General features: G+C 71.6%; 22 protein-coding genes. 6 read left to right on the top strand and 16 right to left on the bottom strand.

What is annotated here, in order from left to right:
- Positions 1 to 198 precede the first annotated feature (198 nt).
- Positions 199 to 2,376 carry an MMPL family transporter gene (locus BZB76_RS18520; RefSeq protein ID WP_121436189.1) on the bottom strand — a complete coding sequence of 726 codons (2,178 nt, stop codon included), beginning with the start codon at positions 2,374 to 2,376 and terminating at the stop codon, positions 199 to 201.
- 152 nt (positions 2,377 to 2,528) lie between these two features.
- Positions 2,529 to 2,924: a DUF6223 family protein gene (locus tag BZB76_RS18515; RefSeq protein ID WP_121435666.1), complete on the bottom strand. Its 396-nt coding sequence runs from the start codon at positions 2,922 to 2,924 to the stop codon at positions 2,529 to 2,531.
- 199 nt (positions 2,925 to 3,123) lie between these two features.
- Between BZB76_RS18515 and paaZ the strand changes: the two genes are divergently transcribed.
- Genes paaZ through paaC form a run of 4 tightly spaced genes read left to right on the top strand, consistent with a single transcriptional unit; the run spans position 3,124 to position 7,272 of the window.
- Positions 3,124 to 5,160, top strand: a complete 2,037-nt coding sequence (gene paaZ / locus BZB76_RS18510) for a phenylacetic acid degradation bifunctional protein PaaZ (RefSeq protein WP_121435665.1) — start codon at positions 3,124 to 3,126, stop codon at positions 5,158 to 5,160.
- Position 5,161: 1 nt separating this feature from the next.
- Positions 5,162 to 6,127, top strand: a complete 966-nt coding sequence (paaA, locus tag BZB76_RS18505; protein ID WP_121435664.1) for a 1,2-phenylacetyl-CoA epoxidase subunit PaaA — start codon at positions 5,162 to 5,164, stop codon at positions 6,125 to 6,127.
- Positions 6,102 to 6,386: a 1,2-phenylacetyl-CoA epoxidase subunit PaaB gene (gene paaB / locus BZB76_RS18500; RefSeq protein ID WP_117400913.1), complete on the top strand. Its 285-nt coding sequence runs from the start codon at positions 6,102 to 6,104 to the stop codon at positions 6,384 to 6,386. The genes paaA and paaB overlap by 26 nt, the downstream gene beginning before the upstream one ends.
- A 7-nt stretch (positions 6,387 to 6,393) precedes the next feature.
- Positions 6,394 to 7,272: a 1,2-phenylacetyl-CoA epoxidase subunit PaaC gene (gene paaC / locus BZB76_RS18495; protein ID WP_121435663.1), complete on the top strand. Its 879-nt coding sequence runs from the start codon at positions 6,394 to 6,396 to the stop codon at positions 7,270 to 7,272.
- Positions 7,273 to 7,306: 34 nt separating this feature from the next.
- Here the strand turns inward: paaC and BZB76_RS18490 are convergent, their stop codons facing one another.
- Complete coding sequence (locus BZB76_RS18490) at positions 7,307 to 8,020, bottom strand: polysaccharide deacetylase family protein (protein ID WP_121435662.1); 714 nt, start codon at positions 8,018 to 8,020, stop codon at positions 7,307 to 7,309.
- A 35-nt stretch (positions 8,021 to 8,055) separates the two neighbouring features.
- Here BZB76_RS18490 and BZB76_RS18485 point away from each other — a divergent pair, with 35 nt between their 5' ends.
- A complete protein-coding gene (locus BZB76_RS18485; protein ID WP_121435661.1) occupies positions 8,056 to 9,177 on the top strand; it encodes a UDP-N-acetylglucosamine 2-epimerase in 1,122 nt (373 codons plus the stop codon).
- Here the strand turns inward: BZB76_RS18485 and BZB76_RS18480 are convergent.
- From BZB76_RS18480 to BZB76_RS18455, 6 genes are read right to left on the bottom strand one after another with little or no spacing between them, the layout of a single operon-like run.
- Entirely contained in the window at positions 9,154 to 12,090 is a 2,937-nt protein-coding gene (locus tag BZB76_RS18480) for an SUMF1/EgtB/PvdO family nonheme iron enzyme (RefSeq protein WP_121435660.1), read from the bottom strand. The two genes, BZB76_RS18485 and BZB76_RS18480, sit on opposite strands and share 24 nt — an antisense overlap.
- Before the next feature lie 12 nt (positions 12,091 to 12,102).
- Positions 12,103 to 13,047 (bottom strand): ATP-grasp domain-containing protein, encoded by a 945-nt coding sequence (locus BZB76_RS18475; protein WP_147449466.1) that lies wholly within the window; start codon positions 13,045 to 13,047, stop codon positions 12,103 to 12,105.
- Between the two features lie 16 nt (positions 13,048 to 13,063).
- The gene (locus tag BZB76_RS18470; RefSeq protein ID WP_121435658.1) at positions 13,064 to 14,062 is read right to left on the bottom strand and encodes a trypsin-like peptidase domain-containing protein; all 999 of its coding nucleotides are present in this window, start codon (positions 14,060 to 14,062) and stop codon (positions 13,064 to 13,066) included.
- A 14-nt stretch (positions 14,063 to 14,076) separates the two neighbouring features.
- Complete coding sequence (locus tag BZB76_RS18465) at positions 14,077 to 14,982, bottom strand: polysaccharide deacetylase family protein (RefSeq protein WP_147449465.1); 906 nt, start codon at positions 14,980 to 14,982, stop codon at positions 14,077 to 14,079.
- Positions 14,979 to 15,947, bottom strand: a complete 969-nt coding sequence (locus BZB76_RS18460) for a class I SAM-dependent methyltransferase (protein WP_121435656.1) — start codon at positions 15,945 to 15,947, stop codon at positions 14,979 to 14,981. The genes BZB76_RS18465 and BZB76_RS18460 overlap by 4 nt, the downstream gene beginning before the upstream one ends.
- Positions 15,948 to 15,990: 43 nt before the next feature.
- Complete coding sequence (locus tag BZB76_RS18455) at positions 15,991 to 16,401, bottom strand: peptidylprolyl isomerase (RefSeq protein WP_147449464.1); 411 nt, start codon at positions 16,399 to 16,401, stop codon at positions 15,991 to 15,993.
- A 509-nt stretch (positions 16,402 to 16,910) separates the two neighbouring features.
- Here BZB76_RS18455 and BZB76_RS18450 point away from each other — a divergent pair.
- Positions 16,911 to 17,870, top strand: a complete 960-nt coding sequence (locus BZB76_RS18450) for an aldo/keto reductase (RefSeq protein ID WP_170180674.1) — start codon at positions 16,911 to 16,913, stop codon at positions 17,868 to 17,870.
- 13 nt (positions 17,871 to 17,883) lie between these two features.
- Here the strand turns inward: BZB76_RS18450 and BZB76_RS18445 are convergent, their stop codons facing one another.
- From BZB76_RS18445 to cysT, 7 genes are read right to left on the bottom strand one after another with little or no spacing between them, the layout of a single operon-like run.
- Complete coding sequence (locus BZB76_RS18445; RefSeq protein WP_121435653.1) at positions 17,884 to 19,101, bottom strand: RNA polymerase sigma factor; 1,218 nt, start codon at positions 19,099 to 19,101, stop codon at positions 17,884 to 17,886.
- Positions 19,098 to 19,433, bottom strand: coding sequence for a YciI family protein (locus tag BZB76_RS18440; RefSeq protein WP_121435652.1), 336 nt, complete (start codon positions 19,431 to 19,433; stop codon positions 19,098 to 19,100). Before BZB76_RS18440 ends, BZB76_RS18445 begins: the two co-directional genes overlap by 4 nt.
- Positions 19,430 to 19,855, bottom strand: a complete 426-nt coding sequence (locus BZB76_RS18435; protein WP_246007039.1) for a rhodanese-like domain-containing protein — start codon at positions 19,853 to 19,855, stop codon at positions 19,430 to 19,432. The genes BZB76_RS18440 and BZB76_RS18435 overlap by 4 nt, the downstream gene beginning before the upstream one ends.
- Entirely contained in the window at positions 19,852 to 20,304 is a 453-nt protein-coding gene (locus BZB76_RS18430) for a cysteine dioxygenase (RefSeq protein WP_121435650.1), read from the bottom strand. Before BZB76_RS18430 ends, BZB76_RS18435 begins: the two co-directional genes overlap by 4 nt.
- A gap of 27 nt (positions 20,305 to 20,331) precedes the next feature.
- Positions 20,332 to 21,306, bottom strand: a complete 975-nt coding sequence (locus BZB76_RS18425) for a sulfate/molybdate ABC transporter ATP-binding protein (RefSeq protein WP_121435649.1) — start codon at positions 21,304 to 21,306, stop codon at positions 20,332 to 20,334.
- On the bottom strand, positions 21,306 to 22,094 hold the full coding sequence (locus tag BZB76_RS18420) for a sulfate ABC transporter permease subunit (protein WP_121435648.1): 789 nt from the start codon (positions 22,092 to 22,094) through the stop codon (positions 21,306 to 21,308). The genes BZB76_RS18425 and BZB76_RS18420 overlap by 1 nt, the downstream gene beginning before the upstream one ends.
- A complete protein-coding gene (cysT, locus tag BZB76_RS18415) occupies positions 22,087 to 23,067 on the bottom strand; it encodes a sulfate ABC transporter permease subunit CysT (protein WP_211343066.1) in 981 nt (326 codons plus the stop codon). The genes BZB76_RS18420 and cysT overlap by 8 nt, the downstream gene beginning before the upstream one ends.
- Positions 23,068 to 23,073: the final 6 nt, after the last annotated feature.

Raw genomic sequence — 23,073 nt, 5'->3', positions numbered from 1 at the left:
CACCTCCACAAGAGCCGGGTGTTTCCGTATGCCCAGGTCGGATGGGACGACTGAGAGCCCCCGGCCGGTGCGGCACGGGGGCTGGCCGCGCCGACTCGGGGGCTCTCGGGATGCCGGACGGCGATCCCGCCCGGCGGGCATGGGCGAGCCGCGCGGGAGGGCCCGGCGAGGGCCCGCCGCACTCCGGCTCGTGGACGGTCAGATCCTGGCCTCCTCCCCCACCCCGGGCCGCGCCGCCGGGGCCGTCCCGGACGCCCGGCGGCCGGGCATCCACCAGTTGGCCCCGCCGCACAGCTCCATCACGGCCGGCACGAGGATCATCCGGATGACGGTGGCGTCGATGAGGACCGCGACGGCCATCCCCAGCCCGATCTGCTTGATGGAGACGTCCGGGCCGAGCAGGGAGGTGGTGAACACGGCGATCATGATGGCGGCGGCGGCCGTGATGACTCTGGCCGTCCGCGCCAGCCCTTGGGTGACCGCCGCCCGGGTGTCGCCGGTGCGCTCGTACTCCTCCCGGATCCGCGAGATCAGGAAGACCTCGTAGTCCATGGACAGGCCGAACAGGACCGGGAACATCATCATCGGCACCCAGGTCGTGACCGGCATCTCCGTGGGGAACCCGAGGGCGGAGCCGAACCACCCCCACTGCACGATCGCGACGAGGACACCGTAGGCCGCGCCGATCGACAGCAGGTTCATCACGGCGGCCTGCAACGCGATCGTGACGGACCGGACCAGCGCGACCAGCAGCAGCAGCGACATCGTGATGACGACCGCGATCATCAGCGGCAGCCGCGAGCCGGTCTCGTCGGCGAAGTCGATCGCCCCGGCGTTCGGCCCGCCGACATGCACCGCGGCGCCGCCCGCCGCGCCGGGCAGCACGTCGTCGCGGAGGTGGTGCACCAGGTCGACGGTCGCCTCGTCCTGGTATCCGGTCTCGGGGAAGGCCATGAAGGTGGCGGCCCGCCCGTCCTTGCTGAGCTGCGGCGGGGTGGCGTAGGCGATGCCGTCCGTCCGGCCCACCGCCGCGACGACGGGACGCAGGTCCGCCGTTCCGGAGCGGGCCTCCGTCGCGAAGATCAGCGGCGCGCCGTAGCCGGGACCGAAGCCCTCCGACAGAATCCGGTACGAGGTGTGGCTGCTCCGGTCGTGGGGCTGGACGCTGGCGTCGGGCAGGCTCAGCCGCATCGACAGCGCGGGCGCGGCCAGGACCAGCAGACCCGCGCCGGCCAGCGCCACCGCGACCAACGGCCTGCGCTGCACCGCGCGCGCCCAGCGTTCGGCGGGGCTGCGGCGCGGCGGGGACGCGGCGTCGGCCCGCCCGCTCCGGCGGAGCGCGCGGCGCGGCAGCCGGGCCGAGGCGATCCGGCGGCCGGTGAAGCCGAGGAACGCCGGCACCAGGGTCACCGCGGCGATCATCGTCACCAGCACGGTCACGGACGCGCCGATGGCCACGCCGGTCATCAGCCGCTGCCCCATGAACACCAGGCCCAGCAACGCGATGACGACGGTCGTCCCGGCGAACAGGACCGCGTGGCCCGCGGTCGCGATCGACTTGACCGTGGCGGCCTCCGGTTCGTCGCCGTCCTGCAGGCACTCCTTGAAGCGGGTGACGATGAACAGCGCGTAGTCGATGCCGACCCCGAGCCCGATCAGCGCCGCCACCAGAACGGTGAAGTCCGGTGCGGGGAACACATGCCCCACCAGCTTGATCAGGGCGATGCCGCCGAGGATCGCCATCAGCGCCGTCACGATGGGCAGGCCCATCGCCACCAGCGACCCGAACGCGATGAAGAGGATCACCGCCGCCGCCACGACCCCCACGCTCTCGGCGGGACCCTGCGGGGGCGTCTCGGCCTTCTCCGCCTTGTCGCCGCCGAGCCCGAGGGTCAGTCCGCCGCCCGAGGCGTCCTTGACCGTGGTCACCAGCGGCTTGACCTCGGCCTTCTTGACGGTCTTGTCGGTCAGCGGAATCGTGGTGCGGGCGATGCGGCGGTCCTGCGTGACCAGCGTCCGGTCCTGGTACGGCGAGACCACCGGCCCGGTGATCGACGCGGCGTCCAGCTCGGCGATGACCTTCTCGACGCGCTGCCGGACGGCCGGGTCGTCGATGCCCCGCTCCGCCCTGATCGCCAACGTCAGCGTGTCCCCCTGTCGCTCGGGGAAGTGCCGCTCGATCACGTCCTGCGCCTTGGCCGACCCGGAGTCCCCACCGGAGAAGTCGTTGTCGGGGGCGGCGCCGAAGCCGAAGCCGACGACCGCCATGGCGATCACACCGACGATCCAGGCCGGCAGGACGAGGCGGCGGCGCCGGTAACAGAACCGGGCGAGCCTCGCCAGAGCTCCGTCCGAAGGCGGAGTCTCGGTTGGCATCTTCTCCTCCTCGCGTCGTTGGGCGTTGCCTCCCAATCCTCGGGATCGGGCGTCCCGCCGTCGTCCTACGTAGGCAGGCACTCCACCCCCGTCGCTACCGCGGACGCGGTACCGCGTTCGCGGTAGGGCGCGGCCGGCGACGGAGAGGGCCGTCAGCCGGCGCGGTGGGAGCGGCGCGAGCGCGCCAGCGCCAGGCCGCCGACCACCAGGGCGATCAGTCCGATCACCAGGGCCAGGACGGCGCCGCCGCTTCCGGAGCCGCTGCCGACGCCACCGTCGGCCCGAGCCAGATGGACGCCGGCGAGGATCATGCCGAGCACCGCCACCACGGGCGCCGCGACGGCCATGCCCCGCGCGGCGCCGCCGGCGCGGGCCAGGGCCAGCCCGCCGAGGACCAGACCGACCAGCGCGACCAGCAGGGCCAGGAGGGCGCCGCCCCGTCCGGGGCCTTCGTCGGCGGCCGAGACCTGCGCGGCCGCGGGCGCGGCGAGCACACCCACCCCGAGCAGCGCGGCTCCGGCGGTGGTGAGCAGGGAGCGGACGGACATGGCATTTCCTTCGGTCGCCTGACGGGTACAGCCGGAAGCGTACGGAGCGGTGTCGCCGCCGTCGTCCTACGGAGGTTGCCAATCGGGCTACTGCGGGCGCGGTAGGGAACGGGCATGTCACGGGCCCTCGTCTTCTCCGGCGGGCGCCCACCGGGTACTGTACTTACTGAATGAACGGTCGGTAATTCAAGGAGGCCCGATGGCGCCGCTGCCCAGCTACGTGTCCGGTTCTTGGCACGTCCCCACCGATGAGGGCGCACCGCTCACCGACGCGGTGACCGGCGCCGAGATCGGCCGGATCTCCGCGTCCGGCGTCGACCGGGGCGCGGCCCTGGAGTACGGACGCCGGGTGGGCGGCCCGGTCCTGCGGGAGCTGACCTTCCACCAGCGCGCGGTCCTGCTGAAACAGCTCGGCCTTCACCTGCGCGAGCACCGCGACGAGCTGTACGCGCTGTCCGCGCGCACCGGCGCGACCCGCACCGACTCGATGATCGACGTGGACGGCGGCATCGGCGTGGTGCTGTCGTACGCGAGCAAGGCGAAACGGGAGCTGCCCAACGACACCGTCCTGGTCGAGGGGAACGTGGAGCCCCTGAGCAAGGGCGGCACGTTCGTCGGGCAGCACCTGTGCACGCCGCTGCACGGCGTCGCGGTGCAGATCAACGCGTTCAACTTCCCGGTGTGGGGGCCGCTGGAGAAGTTCGCGCCCGCTTTCCTGGCCGGGGTGCCGAGCCTGATCAAGCCCGCTAGCCAGACCGCGTACCTGACGGCCCGGCTGGTCGAGCTGATCGTCGAGTCCGGCATCCTGCCGGAGGGCACGGTCCAGTTGCTCTGCGGCGGCGCGGGCGACCTGCTCGACCATCTCACCGAGCAGGACCTGGTCGCGTTCACCGGGTCCGCGAGCACCGCCCACAAACTGCGCACCCACCCGGTGGTGACCGGACGTTCGGTGCGGTTCAACGCCGAGGCCGACTCGCTGAACTGCTCGATCCTCGGCCCGGACGCCGCCCCCGGCACCCCGGAGTTCGACCTGTTCGTCAAGCAGCTCGTCACCGAGATGACCGTGAAGGCCGGGCAGAAGTGCACCGCGATCCGCCGCGCGATCGTCCCCGCCGCGCTGCTGGACGACGTCGCCGACGCCGCGCGGGAGCGCCTCGCCCGAGTCAAGGTCGGGAACCCCGCCGACCCGGACGTGCGGATGGGCGCGCTCGCCGGGCTCGAACAGCGCGAGGAGGTCAGGCGCTCGCTGAAGGCGCTGCTGGACGCGGGCCGGACCGTGTTCGGCGACCCCGACCACGTCGAGGTCATCGGCGCCGACGCCGAACGCGGCGCGTTCCTGTCCCCGGTCCTGCTGCGCGCCGACGACCCCGACCGCGCCGAACCGCACGAGGTCGAGGCGTTCGGGCCGGTCAGCACCCTGCTGCCCTACCAGGACGCCGGGCACGCCGTCGCCCTGGCCGCCCGCGGCCGCGGCAGCCTGGTCGGCTCCATCGTCACCGCCGACCCCGACTTCGCCCGGCGCGTCGTGGTGGGCACCGCGCCCTGGCACGGACGTCTCCTCGTCCTCAACGAGGAGAACGCCAAGGAGTCCACCGGGCACGGTTCGCCGCTTCCCCCGCTGGTGCACGGCGGTCCGGGACGCGCGGGCGGCGGCGAGGAGATGGGCGGGGTGCGCGGCATCGTCCACCACATGCAGCGCACCGCCGTCCAGGCCGGACCCGCGATGCTCACCGCGATCACCGGTCGCTGGACGCCCAGGGCGCCGCGCGCCCAGAGCACGCCGCATCCGTTCCGCAGACATCTCGAAGAGCTCGCGGTGGGCGACACGGTCGTCGGCGGGCCGCGCGTCGTCACCCTCGACGACATCGAGCACTTCGCCGAGTTCACCGGCGACACCTTCTACGCGCACATGGACGAGGACGCCGCCCGCGCCAACCCGTTCTTCGGTGGCCGTGTCGCGCACGGCTACCTGATCGTGTCGTTCGCGGCCGGGCTGTTCGTCGACCCCGCGCCAGGCCCCGTCCTGGCCAACTACGGGCTGGAGAACCTGCGGTTCCTCGCCCCGGTCAAGCCCGGCGACGAACTGACCGTCACCCTCACCGCCAAGCAGATCACCCCCCGCGAGGGGGCCGACTACGGCGAGGTCCGCTGGGACACCGACGTCACCAACCAGGAGGGCGCCTCGGTCGCGAAGTACGACGTTCTCACGCTGGTCGCCAAGCGCCCCGAGGAGTGACATGACACAGGAGCATTTCGAGCGGACGATCGACCGCGACCAGCGCGTCGAACCCCGCGACTGGATGCCGGACGGCTACCGCGCGACCATGATCCGGCAGATCGCGCAACATGCCCACTCCGAGATCATCGGGATGCAGCCGGAGGGCCTGTGGATCACGCGGGCGCCGTCGCTGCGGCGCCGGGCGATCCTGCTGGCCAAGGTGCAGGACGAGGCGGGCCACGGCCTGTACCTGTACTCGGCGGCCGAGACGCTCGGCGCCGACCGGACCGAGCTGACCGAGAAGCTGATCTCCGGCCGGCAGAAGTACTCGTCGATCTTCAACTATCCGACGTTGACGTTCGCCGACGTCGGTGTGATCGGCTGGCTGGTGGACGGCGCCGCGATCTGCAACCAGGTGCCGCTGTGCCGCAGCTCCTACGGCCCCTACGCGCGGGCGATGATCCGGATCTGCAAGGAGGAGTCGTTCCACCAGCGGCAGGGGTACGAGCTGCTGATGACGCTGATGCGGGGCACGCCCGCGCAGCGGGAGATGGTCCAGGACGCCGTGAACCGCTGGTGGTGGCCGTCGCTGATGATGTTCGGGCCGCCCGACGCGGACTCGACGCACACCGCGCAGTCCATGGCGTGGAAGATCAAACGGCACACCAACGACGAGCTGCGGCAGCGGTTCGTCGACATGACCGTCCCGCAGGCGGACGCCCTCGGCGTCACCCTCCCCGATCCGGAGCTGCGCTGGAACGCCGAGCGCGGCCACCACGACTTCGGCCCGATCGACTGGTCGGAGCTGAAGCGGGTCATCAGCGGGGACGGACCGTGCAACGCCGAGCGGATCGCGGTGCGGCGCGCCGCCCACGAGGACGGCGCCTGGGTGCGGGAGGCCGCCGCCGCGTACGCGGCCAAACAGGCGGAGCGGGAAGCGGAGAGGGAGAGGAGACGTGATGGAGAAGGACTGGCCGCTGTATGAGGTGTTCGTCCGGGGCAAGCGCGGCCTGAACCACGTGCACGTCGGGTCGCTGCGCGCCGCCGACGCCACGATGGCCCTCCACAACGCCCGCGACCTCTACACGAGGCGGAACGAGGGCGTGAGCATCTGGGTCGTGAAGGCGAAGGACATCACCGCGTCCAGCCCGGACGAGAAGGACCCCTTCTTCGCCCCCAGCGGCGACAAGGTCTACCGGCACCCGACGTTCTACGACATCCCCGAGAACGTCCCGCACATGTGAGGCCGCCATGGCATTCGACAACGCGCTCGGGGCGATCACCGAGGACAACGACGAGACACGCTGGGCGTTCGGCACCGGGTTCCACGACCCGCTCGCCGGGATCGACACGTCCGTTCCGGACGGGATCGACCGGCGCGCCCTGTTCGCCTACTGCCTGATGCTCGGCGACGACGCGCTGGTCATGTCGCACCGGTTGCAGGAGTGGTGCACGCACGCGCCCGAACTGGAGGAGGAGGTCGCGCTCGCCAACATCGCGCTGGACCTGCTGGGGCAGGCGCGGCTGCTGCTGTCGCGCGGCGGCGCCGCCGAGGGCGCGGGCCGCGACGAGGACGCGCTCGCCTACTTCCGCGACGCGCCCGGGTTCCGCAACGTCACGCTGGCCGAGCTGCCGAACGGCGACTTCGCGCACGCGACGGTCCGGTCGCTGATGTTCGCGACATGGCGGCTGGCGCTGCTGGACCGTCTCACCGCGTCCCGTGACCCGGTGCTGGCCGCGATCGCCGCGAAGGGCGTCAAGGAGGTCGCCTACCACCGCGACCACGCCGCGCTGTGGACGATCCGGCTCGGCGACGGCACCGACCTGTCCCATGACCGCGCGCAGCGGGCCCTGGACGCGCTGTGGCCGTACACCGGTGAGCTGTTCACCGCGCACGACGTCGAACGCGACCTGGCCGCGGCGGGTGTCGGCGTCGACCCGTCCACCGTCCGCGCGGAGTTCGACGCGGTCCTGGACGAGGTGTTGACGACGGCGACGCTGCGGCGTCCCGCCGACGTCCCACCGCCGCCGCGGCCGACCGGCCGGGACGGGACGCACCTGGCCGCGCTGACCGACCTGCTGGCCGAGTCGCAGAGCGTGGCCCGCGCCCACCCGGGGGCGACATGGTGAAGACCCGCGACGCCTGACGGGTCCGCCGGTTCGTTCACGGCTCCTCGTTGTACTGCGGCAGGAAGTCCAGGGCCACCGGTCGGGGGTGCCGGATCGGACGTCCGAACCACCAGAACGGATGGGTCAGCACGTACAGCGGGGAGCCGCCGGGGACGAGATGCTCCAGCGGATGGCCCCAGCGCCAGTGGCCGGTGGAATCCGACAGGTACCGCCATCCGCCGGAGACGTAACAGGTGTAGAGGTGGGGCGTCGGGCAGCGTCGCGCCACCTCCGCCGCGTCCCTCATCCGGGGGGCGTGCAGGGAGACCGGGCGGCCCGCGGCGAGCCCCAGCCTCCCGGCCCACTGGTCGGCCAGGTCGCGGAGCCCCTCGCGCCCGTGTTCCGCGTCGTGAACCAGGTGCAGGCCCACCTCGTGACCGAGCTCCACGAGCCGCGCCGCCAGACCGCGCAGGGCGGGCGGCGGGATGAAGGGACTCTGCGGGCAGAGCAGGTAGGACGCGGAGATGCCGAGGGAGTGCTCCACGCGGGCCATCTCGACCGCCGCGTCCGCGGACAGTTCGACGTCGTGACGCAGCCAGACCAGCCGCCTGCGGTCGGGTGGCGTCGACCGCCCGGCAGTCGACCGCCCGGAAAGGGCGCCGGAGAGGACGAACGCGTAGCGGGCGCGACGGCAGCTCTCCAGCAGCTCCTGATACTCGCCGGGGGTGAATCTGCTCGCCAGCTCGATACTGTCAGACGTCTCCGTCATCACCCGTGATCCTCCATCCGACAAGGGCGGCGCCGATGGACGAGAAGTGGACCATCGTGGCGGTGGTCGGTACGCGCCCACAGATCATCAAGTGCGCGGCCATGCAGGAGGACCTGCGGGGTAACGCGTCGCGGGTCGACCGGCTCGTTCTGCTCGACACAGGGCAGCATTATGATCCCGAACTCGCCGCCCTGCCCCGCACCGATCTGGGCGTCGACGTCGATGTCGTACCCCGTTCCGGAGGCTCCGGCGGGGACCCCACCGTCGAGGAGGTCCACGACGCGGTGGTCACCCGGTCGGCCGCCTCGGGCGGCCCCCGCGCGGTCCTGGTCATGGGCGACACGCGCAGCACGCTCCTCGGCGCGCGGGCCGCCGTCCGGGCGGGACTGCCGTTGGTCTACGCCGAGGCCGGTCTCGGCTCCCGGACGCCGGGCCATCGGGAGTCGGAGATCCGGCGGGCCGTGGTAAAGCACGCGGACGTCCTGGTCTGCTGGAGCGAGTCCGCCGCCGCCGGCCTGCACGTGGCCCGGCCCGGCGCGCCGGTGCTGGTCTTCGACGATCCGCACCTCGGGTTCGTCCGACGCCAGGTGGCCATGGCGGGCCCGGCCGCCGGCGTCCCCACTCCCGGCGTCCGCGACGCGCCCGCGGTGCTGACGCTGCACAAGAGCTGGACGCTGCGGCCGGAGGTCGTCACCGCCGTCTTCGAGGCCCTGGCCGAGCAGCGGCAACGCGCGGTGCTTCTGTTGACGCCGCAGCTCAGGCGGCTGCTGGAGACCATGGGACCGGTTCCCGGGCACGTCGAACCGCGCGACGGCCGCACGCCACGGGAGACCTGGCGGCTCGTCGCCGCGGCCCCGTTCCTCGTCACCGACTCCGGGACGATGCCGCGGGAGGCCGCGATACTCGGGAGGCGTTCGGTCCTGGTCCGCGCCTTCTCCGGGAACGGCGACCTCATCGACCGGGGCATCGCCGTCGTGGCCGGCACCGACTCCGCCGGGATCGCCGCCGCCATCGCCCGGGTCCGGCGCGCCGGGCCGTTCGACCTTCCCTACCGCGCGACCGGGTGGCACGAGATCCTCGACCGCGCGTTGGACGTGTTGCGCGAGACGCGCCCGCCGAACGCCGAACCGGCGTCAGGTCGGCGTTCCATCGACTGAACCCGTCGTCTCGGCCGCGAGGGAGCACACCAGCCGGAATCCCTGCCGTCGGGCACGGAAGTCCGGCCGGTCGTGGCCGCGCACGGTCGGGCGGAGCATGAAGTCGACGTTGGTGTAGGAACCACCGCGGACGACCCGGTAGCACGTGTCCGAAAGCGAGAGGGACTCCCGGCCGTCGTCCGGGTCGTACGGGTACCCGAACACGCGGCCGGAGTCGTCGGTGTACGCCGACGTGCACCACTCCCACACGTTGCCGATCATGTCGGCGGCGCCCAGCCCGTTCTCCCCGAAGATCCCCACCGCGTTCGGCCTGCCCAGCCCGGTCGCGTGGCCGTTGCACCACAGGGCGTCGCCCGGCGGCACGTTCGCGGCCGGCCCGCCCCAGCGCGCCGCGTACTCCCACTGCGCCTCCGTCGGCAGGGAGACCTGAAGCCCCAGCCGGTCCGAGAGCCATCTGGCGAACGCCATCGCCTCGTACCAGGAGACCTCGGTCGCCGGATGGTTGCGTTCGGCCGGTGGCACGACGGGCGGCCCGGACGAGATCGGCCACCCTCCCGCCTCCCACCAGCGTTCGTCGGACGCGCCGCCCTCGTCCGCCCAGAAGGCCGCGTACTGGGCCGCCGTGACGGGGTGCTTGGAGATACGGAAACCGTCCAGCGAGATCTCGTAGGAGGGTGTCTCCGGAGCGAGGAACTCGCGGCTGCCACCGAGCCGCAGCGCCTCGGCGAACGCCTCCTCCTCAAGGCCCAGCCGGACGCGCCCGCCGGGCACGTCGACCCATTCCAAATCCGGCACGCCCGCCCGCACACCGACCCCGGGCCGCCGGTCACCGACGATGGACAGCGCCCGTCCGACGTCGTCGCGCTGGTCGGCGTTGAGCGCCGGGGAGACCAGCACCCCGGTCAGCATCTCCCGGACCGTGCCGGCGTACTCCGCCGACATGCGCGCGCTCTTCTCGTCGCGCAACAACCGGCCGAGGACCCAGGCGGCACTGTCGGCGTGGTCGGGTTTCTCCCGCACCGTGGTCACGGCGGCGTCGATCAGCTTGTTCACCCAGGAACGGTCGTCGTCGGAACTCAACATCTCGGCCAGAAGCGAGAGCGTCTCGGCCCACGGGCCGGTCTGTTCGGCGGCGAGGCCCAGCAGCTCGGTGAAGCGGCCGGTGTCCGCCACATGTGTGGCGGCGAGGAACTCCTGGATGATCCGGAAGCTGAACCGCAGCGACTTGGGGCCGACGACCCGGAGGAGCCCGGAGTCCTCGATGAGGAACTCCAGGACCTCGAACATCTGCTCGCGGAAGACGTCCAGCTCCCGGTAGAACCGGCCCTTGTCGATGTCGTCCTCGGTGTCGGAGCCGGTGTCCCACGACGGTTCGTGGGCGAGCGTCTCGAAGGCCACCACCTCCAGCGCGGAGTTCAGCCGGGCGTCGTTCACCGAGTACGGCAGCTCCTTCCCGGTGCCGCCGACCGAGCGTTTGTTGTCGGGCCAGCGCCAGACCATGAGTTCGTACGCCTGTCTCAACAGGTCGACGCGGCTTGCGGTGAGGTTGGCGACCCCGTGGCGGTACTCGACCAGGCACAGGAGCGTGACGAACAGGGCCCGCCGTTTGAAGTCGGCGTCCACGCGGTCGATCCACCGGCGTAGCTGCGTCCAGTGCCGGTCCACGTCGGCGGGACGGCAGCCGATGGCGGACAGGGTGCGGCGGCAGTAGAACTCGATCTCGTGGTCCGCCATGCCGCACAGGTCGACCGAGACGAAGCCCGCGGCGAACAGGGGTTGGCCGTACTCGCCGGTGGCGAAGGGACGGGAGGTCAGCAGCACGCGCGAACCCCGCGCCGCCACCAGGTTCACCAGCCGGGTCATCCGGCGGTAGCGCTCCTCCAGGTTCGCGTTCAGGGCGGCCGAGCCGCGGGACTCGTCCAGCCCGTCGAAGATGAGCCACGCCTCACCGGCGTTCAGCGCGCCCTCCAACGCGTCGCGGATCGCGTCGTCCCCGGCGAACTGTTCCGCGACGTAGTCGAGCAGGTGGTCGGTGCCGATGTCGCGGGTGATGTTCTGCTTGACGGCCCAGTGCGTGAAGTCGGCGATCCGGATGTAGATCGGCACGAGCGTCCGGTCGACGGACAGCAGTTCCCGTGTCGCGACCGGCCGGCCGAGAGCCCGCTGGGCGAGGGTGTAGGCCAGGTACCTGGTGACCGTGCTCTTCCCGCTGCCCGCCTCGCCCACGATGATCAGATGGTCGACGAGGGAGGCCGCCTCCAACGGCGACAGGGGATAGTAGTGGTGCAGGACCCCGTCGGCGGACAGCGGACGCGCCACCACCGGCAACCGCTCCGTGGGACGCTGGAACCGCCGGTGGAAGATCTCGTCCCGGATCCGGTCCAGGAGCCGGGACAGTGCCGGTTCCCGCAGGGTCGGCGCGGCCCATTCCTCGGTGCTCCCCGACGCGGTCCTCTTCCGGATCCGCCATTCCGCTATGTCGCCGTCCCGGACGCGGACGCTGATCGCCGCGTCGCAGCTCAGTCGGCAGTAGACGGTGGCGAGCTGCACCTCGACCAGCCCCTGCGCGAGGATGTGCGACAGCTCCACGTGGTGCAGTTCGTCGGCGAGCGTCGACAGGTATCGCGACATCGGGGCGGAGAGGGAGGAGGGCCGGGCCGACGTCTCCTCCGGTGCTCCGCTCAGGTCATGGCACGCGGCCTCGAGCGCGCGGACGTTCTCGCCGTGGCGCCAGCGGTCGGCCTCGACGACCGCCTGCGCCAGCTTCTCGGCGAAGACACGCGCGGTCTCCGCCAGCGGCACCCGCTCGGCGAGCCGGCGCGGAAGGCGCAGCAGCAGCGCCTCGCGCGTGGTGGTGCGCGAGATGTGCGGAACGTTGAGGATCCGCTCCCGCAGATCGTCCTCGAGGACCACGGATCGCCCTCCTCACGGGTAGTGGAACACTTCGGTCTCGTACCGGTACATCTCCACCCCGGCCCGCGGGTCCGGCACGGTGACGGACGCGCTCATGACCAGGCGGGTGGCCAGCAGCGGCAGGTTCACCCCGGCCGCGGCCGACAGCATCAGCCCGCCGGCGGCGAACCGCGGATTGACATCGGTGACGACGGGCCCCTCGGGGGACGTGAAGGCCTGGATGTTCCCGGCCCCGCGCAGCCCGAGCGCCGTGATCACGGCGGTGACCAGGTCACGGAAGTCGCGCGCCGGAAGGGTCCGGCCGACGACCGTCTTGCCCGCCGCGACGCGCAGCCGCGCCCGCGGCATGAACGCGACCAGGTCTCCGTCATGACCGGCGAGGTAGTCCACGGTGACCTCAGTGCCGCGCAGCAGCGGCTGGACGACCATCGCGGCGCCGCCACGGGCCAGGACCGGCAGATCGGCACGGTCCCACACGACCGCGGCGCCCACCGAGCCCGTCCCGTACCGCGGCTTGACGAAGGCCGGGACCGGGATGCCGGTGCCGTCGACCTCGGCGGCGTCGAGTGGACGCGTCGCGACGGCGCCGATCCCGTGGCCGGTCAGCGCCTCGCCCAACCGGAGCTTGTCGCCGCACAGCTCCACGACCTCGGGCGGTGGCAGCAGCGTCCGCGTCCGGACGCCGTGTTCCCGGCGGGCCAGTTCGGACAACGCGAGCAGGTCCGTCGAGTGCCCGGGGTGCACGACGTCGACGCGACCGGCCCGGCACTCGTCCCGGATGTGGGCCATGCGCTCCCGCCCGTCGGGAACGACGACCAACCGGTCGCAGAAGGCGCGGGCCGCGTGGCGCCCGGTCCGGGACAGGCCCGTCACGTGGACGTCGTGGGCGGCACGGAGACCGCGCACGACGTTGAGCCCCGACGACGTGTCCACCGGACTGACCAGTACACGGGCCAACGGTCACCCTCCACCGCTAGGGCAGCAGTTTCGCCAGAGCGGACGACAGCGTCCCCTCGTTGGTGAAGACCACCTCTTGCCGACTTCCCCGCTGGAGGTGGCCGCCGCGGCAATGCACCGCCGCAACGTTCCAGTCGTCGTCGAAGACGGGGGAACCGGACGACCCGGGCATGGTCGTCGTCCGGTACTGCACGCGCACGGCGTCGACATAGGTCACCTGGTTGTTCTGCAGGGACACCTGTTTGAAGCCGCCCTGGGGATGCTGGACGATGTTGACCCGGTCCCCCACGGTGAGCGGTCGCGTCGACAGTCGTGTCGCGATCTCACGGTTCGCCGCGTCCACGATGGCCACCACGCTGAGATCGAACCGCGTGTCGGTGACGAAGTACCGGTCGGGGTCCAGCCGGTAGGACCAGACGCCGTCGCCGTTCACCTCCGTCTCCTCCAGCAGGTTGAACTCCGCGCGTGCGTGACGGCACGCCTCCGCGTCCGCCAGCACATGGTTGTTCGTGACGATGACACCGCCGTCGAGCAGGAAACAGGTGCCGTAACGGACGCGACCGCCGACTCGCACGCTGAGGCGGGCCACCGACTCGGCCGCCCGCGCGCCGAGCCGGAGGAACTCGACCGGCCGTAGCGTGTTCGTGCCGATGATCTTCTCTTCCGGCGGCTGCGGCGGCAGGTCGGCACCGGGAACCGTGATCGGCGTGGGCTCGCCCACGTCCTCGACGATCGCCACCAGCTCGTCGGCGACCGCCCCCTCCATCATCTCGGCGAGGGCGGTGAGGAACGCCGCGAACGCGGTCCGCCCGTCCGGGAGGCGACCCCGCCGCCGGAGCGCGTCGAGCAGCATCGTGCTCGCGCTGATCGGCGACCCGGAGATGTCGATGACCGGGAGCAGCGACCGGAAGCCGGTCGCGATGACGATCGCCTGCCGGTCACGCTCGGTCGCGAGCATCGGAAGTCTCGCGATGACGCGCACGGCGCGGCCGAACTGTTCGTCGGTCGGCGGCAATGCTCCTCCTCGGGTCACGGGCGGGTGGGGGTCGTTCGGCGACGCGCGGAATGCTCCGCGCCCGCCCGGTAGGACGTGAAGGTCACGGGGACCGGACCGTCGACTCCGCCGGGCCCGACGAGCCGGTCGAGTACCCGGCAGTCGGGGTCGTACCAGGCGATGCTCGACGGGTGCAGCACGAGGCCGACGTAGACCGGCTCGGCGCGCCGGGCCGCGAGCGCCGCCGCGTCCTCGATCAGCCGCCGGTAGTGCTCGTACGCCTGGCGGTGGACGTCGGCGCGGTCGGGGGCGGCGCGGGCGACGCGTTCGAAGTGGGAGTCGTGGTGGCCGTGGGACGGCATCTCCAGGAGGCCGTTGCGGTAACGGTAGGGCTGCCGGGCGGCGCCGGAGTCGTCAATCAGCGCCGCGTGCGGCCGCGAGTCGGGATCGCGCAGGTCGGACGAGACGTAACGGACGCCCTGCCGTTTCAGGATCTCCGTGATCGCTTCGTGGTCGCGCAGCCCGCCGGGGTGCCCGAGGGGGGTGCGCACCCCGACCACCGGACGCGAGCACACCCGTTCCAGAAGCCGGCGGGTCAGTTGGAGCTCCAGTTCGATCTCGGGCTCGTCCAGCGGACGGTACTCCGAACGCCCGGCGACCGGGATGTACGGCCGGTGGGAGTAGCCGTGGTCGCCCACCTCCACCGGGTCCGCGTCGAGCACCGCCGCCAGCCGCGCCTCGCTGCCGAGGTGCCGGGCGAGTTCGAGGAAACCCCCGTTGAGGAAGTACGTGTGACCCGCCCCCGCCCGCAGCAGAAGGCCGGTGAGCCGCTCCATGACGCCGAGCACGGTGTGGTGGAGGTGCTCCTGGCCGCCGGAGACGCCGTACTGGACGCGCGGGCAGTCGCAGTCGAACCCGACCAGGACGACGACCTCGCTCACGACGCCCGCCGGGCGGCGACGCACAGCACGGGCAGCACTTCCAGGCTCAGTTCGGCGGGCCGCCCGCCCGCCGCGAGTTCCGCCGCCGCCACGCGGCCGCGGGCCGTCTGGACCGCGTCGAACGTTCCGTCCTCCACGCCCGCGTGCCGGTAGGCGTTCCGCACCGCGACGGGTGCCCGGTCCGGCCCGTGCCGGAGCGGCGCCGCGCCTCCCTCGTGGCGCCCGAACCGGCCGAGGGTCGTGCTCGCGTTGGGCCTGTCGAACGCTTCGTGGCGGCGGGTCAGCCAGGGCTCGAACTCCGGGTCCTCGCGTGTCCGCTGATCGGGGAGGACGCTCCACCAGGTTCCGGCCAGCAACTCACAGTGCGCCACGTCGTAGCCGAGACCGTTCAGGAGCCCGGGCAGCCGGAGCGGGAGGTTCTCGTCGATGTCGTTGACGCCGCGTTCGACGGCCGCCTTCGCACGGCGGACGCGTTCGAGGGCCCGGCTCGCCTCGCCGTCGCCGGCGAAGTGCACGGACGTGAGCCCGAGGCAGGGTTCCACGAAGATCAGTCGGCCGCCCGGATCCGTCACCCGCGCCATCTCCCGGAGGACCTCGGAGACCTTGCGCGCGCTGATCCGCGACAGCAGGAAGTGGCAGCTCGTCGTGTCGAACGTCCCGTCGCGAAAGGGCAGCCGCCCTCCGTCGGCCCGGAGATAGGCGGGCCGGAGAGGGGCGGGCCGGAGAGGGGCGTCCACCGACCTCGCCGCATGGGCGAGGACGGGCCCGTCGAGGTCGACGCCGTACCACCGGCCCTCCGGGCACAGGGCGGCGACGATCCTGGTGAAGTGTCCCGTGCCGCAGCCGACGTCGAGCCCCCGGCGGGTCTCTCCCGCGCCGAGCCGTTCGTAGACTCCGCGCAACTGCCCGTCGTCGAACAGGTAGCGGCGGCTGTCCTCCAGGAATCCCGCAGTGTGTACGACCATGTGCACCTCACCGTCACGCGTTTCGCAGGGCAGCCGTATTTCTTTACAGGGGATCCTCAAGAGGAGCGAACATCGTATGGGACTCGTCCGCGGTGACGTTCCAGGATTTGGTCGAGATGTTCACATCGAGCCAGACGTCCGCACCGTCGGGAAGCTTTTCCCGGACGAATGAGTCACGCATCGCGTCACCGGGCAGCCGGATTCGCAGTGAATCGCCGATCGAAGCGCCTAGAAGAGCCGTTTCCAGGACGGAATTGAGCTGGCGCGCACCGACCGTGAAAGCGAGCATCCGGGGAAACTCGTCCGACCGTTCGAAGAGATCTCCCGCGTCCAGTTCGGCCTCGGAGAACGCGGCCTGGTACGTGAGCACGATCGTCCGGCCCAACTCCACCTCTCCGCCGAGGCCGGGTTTCATCACCCGGACCTCGGGGCGGAAGTGCTCGCCCTCGGGCATGCTGGACACTCCCTCGGATGTGGTCACGGCCGCCCCGTTCCGTCGCGGTCGAACCCGGCACCGGCCCGGTCATGATACGACCATTCTCGTCCGCATCACCATCTAAACCACGTTTCCCTCGAATCACCGGCCCTCGATGCGGCCGGGTTCCGTCCGGGGCGACGATCGCCGCCACGAATCCGGACATCGCACCCAACCAGGTCGACGATGCCCGGCATGCCGCGTCATCGGAACCCGCGCCGCGCCGGCCCGGCGGGAGGCCCACGGCGGACGGGATCGAGCGCCGGCCCACCGCCCTCGGGCCCGCCATTCCGTCCCCTTCCTTACCTCGCGGCCGCCACATCCATCGATCCCTTCCGCGACCGGGGAGCAGCTGGCAAACTATCCCTGTCTCCGCGAAACATGACGCACCCGGATGGCCTGCGGGGCCGCCGAGTACGGTCGGAGCGAGGAGATTCCGGAACGGATTCCGGCACGGTCAACGAGTTCGCGACTGCGGGGAGAGCCACATGATCGCTGAAGGTATCGGCCTGGGGACCTTCCCATTCAGCAACGTGTTCAGCCGCGTTTCGGCCGAGGAGGCGGAAAGGATCGTCCACGCATTTCTCGACGGCGGTGGACGCTACATCCAGACGGCGCCTTATTACGAGGGCGTCGACTCTCTGGTCGGCTCGATCCTGCGGTCGGTCGACCGTGACCGCTTCGCGCTGGGCACGCTCTGCGTCAAGGACCGGGAGTCCAGGCGCGAGGGAAGTCGGGCCGCGGTGACGGCCCAGTGCGAGGACTCCCTGCGTCACCTTGGGCTGGACTACATCGACCTTTATCTGACGTCCACGACGAAGGCGACCGACGCCTCGTTCGCCGAGACCATCCAGGCGATGCTCGACCTCCGTGACCAGGGCAAGGTCCGGGAGATCGGCGTCTGCAACGTGACGTTGCCGCAATTGGAGGAATACAACCACGACGGCGCCGTCAGCCATGTGCAGAACCGTCTCAGCCTCATCGACCAGTCCGGTGACCGTGACGTTCGCGAGTACTGCGCGCGGAACGGGATCGGGCTCGTCCCCTACAACGTCATCGAGTGGGGCCTGCTGACCGGCAGGACGCTCGACGGATGGTCGCTGCGGGACGGCGACATCCGCGGCGGGCTGCCGATCTTCGCGGACGAGCCCCGCGCCGTCCTCCGGGAGTGGGTGGTCAACGACCTGCGGCCCATCGCGGCGGACTGCGGTCAGTCCATCGAGGCGCTGGCGATCCACTGGGCGCTCAGCCAGCCCGGGGTGGCGTTCTGCCCGGTCGGCGCCACCAATGTCGACCAGATCACGTCGTCGCTCCGGGCGGCGGAGTTGTCCGGACGTACCGACATCGTCTCCGCGCTCGACGAGGCGTACGAGCGGCTCGTCCAGCAGGTGCGTGACAAGTCCGGCAAGGAGCTCAACGAGTTCCTGCGGAACTCCTACGGGGGGTGACCGGCCGCGAGGGTCAGAGGTCGCGGAGGCGGGCGGTCAGGTAGCGGCGTTCGGGCTCGGTGGGCGCGAGGTTCAGCGCCTCCTCGTAGGACGCCCTGGCCTCGGCGGCGCGGCCGTCCCGGCGGAGCAGGTCGGCCCGGGTCGCGGGCAGCAGATGGTAGCCGGCGAGCCGGCCCGACGCCGTGAGCTCGTCGACGAGGGCGAGGCCCGCCGGGACGCCGTCGGCCATCGCGACCGCGACGGCGCGGTTGAGCTCCACCACCGGGGACGGCGCCAGCCGTGCCAGCTCGGTGTACAGGACGGCGATCTGCGGCCAGTCCGTGCTCGCCGCGTCGGGCGCGGTGGCGTGGCAGGCCGCGATGGCGGCCTGCACCTGGTACGGGCCGGGACGGCCGAGGGCCAGCGCACGGTCGAGCGCCGCCACGCCCTCGGCGATCAGCTCCCGGTCCCATCGGGACCGGTCCTGGTTCTCCAGGGTGACCAGGACGCCGCCGCGGGTGCGTGTCGCGCGGCGGGCCTCGTGCAGCAGCATCAGCGCGAGCAGTCCGCGCGGCTCGGGCTCCCCCGGCATCAACGTCACCAGGACCCGGGCGAGGCCGATCGCCTCCGCCGTGAGCGCCGGGTGCCGGTCGTCCTCGTCATAGCCCTCGTTGAAGATCAGGTAGAGGACGGCGAGGACGGCGGCGAGCCGTTCCGGCAGGTGCTCGGCGGGCGGGACCCGGTACGGGATGCCGGCCTCCCGGATCTTGCGTTTCGCGCGGACCAGGCGCTGCGCCATGGCGGGCTCGGCGGTCAGGAAGGCTCGGGCGATCTCGGCGGTGCTCAGCCCGGCGAGCGTGCGCAGGGTGAGCGCGACCCGGGCCGGGAACGGCAGCGCCGGATGGCAGCAGGTGAAGATCAGCCGGAGTCGTTCGTCCGGGATCGGCTCCGGCGCCGGCTCTTCCGGCGGAGTCAGGGTGGCGAGCCCACGGAGTTTGTCCGTCCCCGTGGCGTCGCGGCGCAACCGGTCGATGGCACGGTTGCGGGCGGTCGTGGTGAGCCACGCGCCGGGGCGGCGGGGAATCCCGTCCCGCGTCCAGGTGGCCAGCGCGGCGGCGAACGCGTCCTGGGCGCAGTCCTCGGCCAGGTCCCAGTCGCCGGTGAACGCGATCAGCGTGGCGACCACCTGACCCCATTCGTCCCGGTAGGCGGCGTCGACCGCCGTCCGTACACGCTCTTCCGGGGCGGTCATTCCCAGAGGGGACGGATCTCGACGCCGCCCCAGCGGGCGTAGGGGTGGCCGGCGGCGATCTGGATCGCCTCGTCCAGGTCGGCGCAGTCGATGATCACGACTCCGCCGACGAAGTCCTTGGTCTCGGCGTACGGCCCGTCGGAGATCAGCGTCTCGCCGTCGCGTACCCGGACCGATGTCGCGTCCACCACGGGGCGCAACCTGACACCGGTCTCCCTGATGCCGCGCCGTGCCAGGTCGGCGCACCACGCCTGGTGCACCGGGTCGGCCGCGATCTCCTCGTTGCTCGGTGCGACGGACTCGTCGTCGCAGATCAACAGCGCATATCTCACACAGCCGATTCTGCCCGACCGGGCGCCGTGCGGTCACCACCGGTGACGGGCAGGCCCGCGGCGCGCCAGGCGCGGAAGCCTCCGGCCACGTCGGTCGCGTGGCTCAGGCCGAGGTCCTGCAGCGACGCGGCGGCCAGGCTGGAGGTGTAGCCCTCCGAGCACAGGACGATCACGCGCACGTCATGCCCGGTCGCCTGGGGAATGCGGGCGTCGGAGGCCGGGTCCAGACGCCACTCCAGGACGTTGCGTTCGATCACGAGCGCGCCGGGCACCTCGCCCTCGTCCGCACGCTGGGCGGCGGGCCGGATGTCGACCAGCAGGTCGCCCGCCTCCCACCGGGCGTGCGCCGCCTCGGGGGTCAGGCGCCGCAGGCGCGACCGCGCGTCGGTCAGGACGTCGTCGATGGTCCGTGGGCTGCTCACCACTGCGCGGCCTCCTCGGTGGCCAGGCGCACCAGCCGGTCGCCGACCAGGTCGTAACGGTTCATGGTCGCCAGGGGCGGCGAGTACACGTGCACGCTGACCGCGGGCGCGAACGACCCGTTGCGGACCTCGTGCACGTACTCGGGCCCGAACGCGCGGGCCCGCCCCGGCGTGATCTCGCGCACTCCGCTCAGATCCCGCTCCTGGAGACTACCGAGAGCGACCGCGAAGGCACCGCGCGAACCGCCGTGATCATGCAATCCCGTCGTCTGGCCGGGCAGCCAGCTGATCAGCCAGATCTCCTGATCGTCGTACCGGTGCAGGCGCTCGTACCAGCGCCCCTGTGGATCCAGCCGCACCCGCGGCAGCCATTCGGCGGAGCGTTCCGCCAGCTCGGCGGCGGTAGCGGCCAGTCCAGAACCCCGTGATGTGGTCGTGCTGATTGTCATGGGACGAGCATGGCAGCTATTTCCTACTTAAGCAATCTGAATACTATGCTTGATCGTCGGGCGGGGGCGAACGTGCACCTCGGCGCCCTCCTCGATCGCGATCCGCTCGACGGTCTCCCTGGTCAGCTGGGCCCAGGCGGCGTGTTCCCCGCCCGAGGCCCGCACCGTGAACTCGACCCTGACCTCGAACCCGAGGCGCACCACCCGCGTGATGACGGCCGGGCTCGTGCCCTCCCCCGGCTCGGTCCGGATCTCCACGTCGTGCGGCCGGATCAGCCGACGGTCGATCTCGGTGACGGGCCCGAGGAAGCGCATCACGAACGGGCTCGCCGGGTTGTCGTAGATCTCGGCGGGCGCCCCCTGCTGCTGGACGACCCCGTCGGCCAGCAACACGATCGTGTCGGCGACCTCGATCGCCTCCTCCTGGTCGTGGGTGACGAAGACGGTCGTCACGTGCACCTCGTCGTGCAGGCGGCGCAGCCAGGCCCGCAGCTCCTTGCGGACCTGGGCGTCGAGCGCGCCGAACGGCTCGTCCAGCAGCAGCACCTCGGGGTCCACGGCCAGCGCCCGCGCCAGGGCCATGCGCTGCCGCTGCCCGCCCGAAAGCTGCGCCGGGTACCGCTCGGCGAACTGGTCGAGGTGGACCAGGTCCAGCAGCTCTCCGACGCGCTTCTTGATCTCGTCCTTGGGACGCTTGCGGATCCGCAGCCCGAACGCGACGTTCTCGAAGACCGTCATGTGCTTGAACGCGGCGTAGTGCTGGAAGACGAACCCGACGTCGCGGCGCTGCGGCGGCAGCTGGGTCGCGTCCCGCCCGGAGATCACCACCTGGCCCGAGTCGGGACGTTCCAGGCCCGCGATCACGCGCAGCAACGTCGACTTGCCGCCGCCGCTCGGACCGAGCAGCGCGGTCAGGGAGCCGGAGGTCACGTCCACCGACACGTCGCGCAGCACGGCGGCGTCGCCGAAGGACTTGTTCACACCACGAATCTCGATCGCCATCAGGAGCCGTCCCTGGGTCGCAGAAGTTTGGTCGCCAACAGCCCGGCGACCGCGAGGACCGCCAGCGCGAGCGCGGCGGAGTAGGACGCATGTACGTCGAAGTTCTCGAATCGCTCCTCGACGAACAGGGTCAGGGTCTGGGTCTCGTCGACCGTCCGGCCGGAGACGACGGCGACCGCGCCGTACTCTCCCAGCGCGCGGGCGAGGGACAGCACGATGCCGTAGCCGAGCGCCGCCCGGATGCTGGGCAGGGTGACGCGACGGAAGGTCTGCCAGCCGCCCGCCCCCAGCGTCCGCGCGGCCTGCTCCTGCTCGTCTCCGAGCTCCTCCAGGACCGGGACGATCGAGCGCACCACCAGGGGCAGACACACGAACACCGTCGCCAGCACCATGCCCGGCGTGGAGAAGATGATCTGGACGCCGCGGCCCTCGAACCAGCCGCCGACCGGGCTGAACGTGCCGTACACGAGGATCAGCGCCAGGCCCACCACGACCGGGGACACCGCGAGCGGCAGGTCGATCAGCGCGTTGAGCAGGCGTTTGCCCGGGAACTCGTGCCGGGCGAGCAGCAGCGCGGCCACCACACCGAACACGGTGTTGAGGACCACGGCCCAGCCCGCGACCACGAGGGTCACCTGGAAGGCGTGCAGCGCCGAATGCGTCGTGAGCGCGTCGATGAACGGGCCGGGCCCGTCACCGAACGTCCGCCAGCCGATCAGCGCCACCGGCAGGATCAGCAGGAACAGCAGATAGAGCAGGACGATCACGCGGAGCACGTGCTTAACCACGGCGGGCCCCCCATCGGCGCAGCAGGTCGATCGCCAGCAGGACCAGCAGCGACAGCGTGAGCAGCGTCGTCGAGATCGCGGCGGCGGCGGCGGTGTTGTCGCTCTCGATCTGGCCGAAGAGGTGGACGGCGGCGACCTGGGTCTTGAACGGAACGTTCCCGGAGATCAGCACCGTCGAGCCGAACTCCGCGACGGCGCGGGTGAAGGCCAGGGCGGTGCCGGCCAGCATGGCCGGGACCAGGTTCGGCAGGATGATCCGCCGGAAGATCGTCCAGTTTCCCGCGCCCAGCGACGCCGCGGCCTGCTCCATCTCCTTGTCCAACTCCAGCAGGACCGGCTGGACGGTGCGGACCACGAACGGCAGCGTCACGAACAGCAGCGCCACCACCACGCCGATCCGCGTGTAGGCCAGCGTGATGCCGACCGGGCTGTCGGTCCCGTACAGCGTCAGCAGGACGAGACCCGCCACGATGGTGGGCAACGCGAACGGGAGGTCGATCAGCAGGTCGATCACGCCCTTCCCGGGGAAGGAGTCGCGCACGAGCACCCAGGCGATCAGCGTGCCCATGACCAGGTTCACCAGCGCCACGAACAGGGAGGCGATGACGGTGAGCTTCAGCGCGGCCCAGGCGTCCGGGGTGGTGATCGCGTCCCAGAACCCGCCGGGGCCCAGTTCGGCGCTTTTCCAGATCACGGCGCCCAGCGGAATCAGGACCACCGCGCTCAGGAAGATCGTCACGGTGCCGAGACCGATCGCGGTCCCGCCGCCGACCGGCCACCGCCCGGTGCCCGTGAACCTGCGGGACCGCCCGGCCGACCTGCCCCGCCTCGTCACGTCCCGGGGCACGTCATGCGTCGTCTCGTCATGCGTCGTCTCGTCCCGCGCCGTCTCATCCGGCGCCGTCCCGGTCGAGGGCGCGTCCTGGGACACGCCCTCGACCGACACGTCCGGGGTCGTCTCGCTCGTCGCCACGGAGTC

Origin of the sequence: Actinomadura pelletieri DSM 43383 (genome assembly GCF_003634705.1) — a bacterium.
Taxonomy (GTDB): Bacteria; Actinomycetota; Actinomycetes; order Streptosporangiales; family Streptosporangiaceae; genus Spirillospora; species Spirillospora pelletieri.
This window is presented reverse-complemented; position numbering and strand designations above follow the sequence as displayed.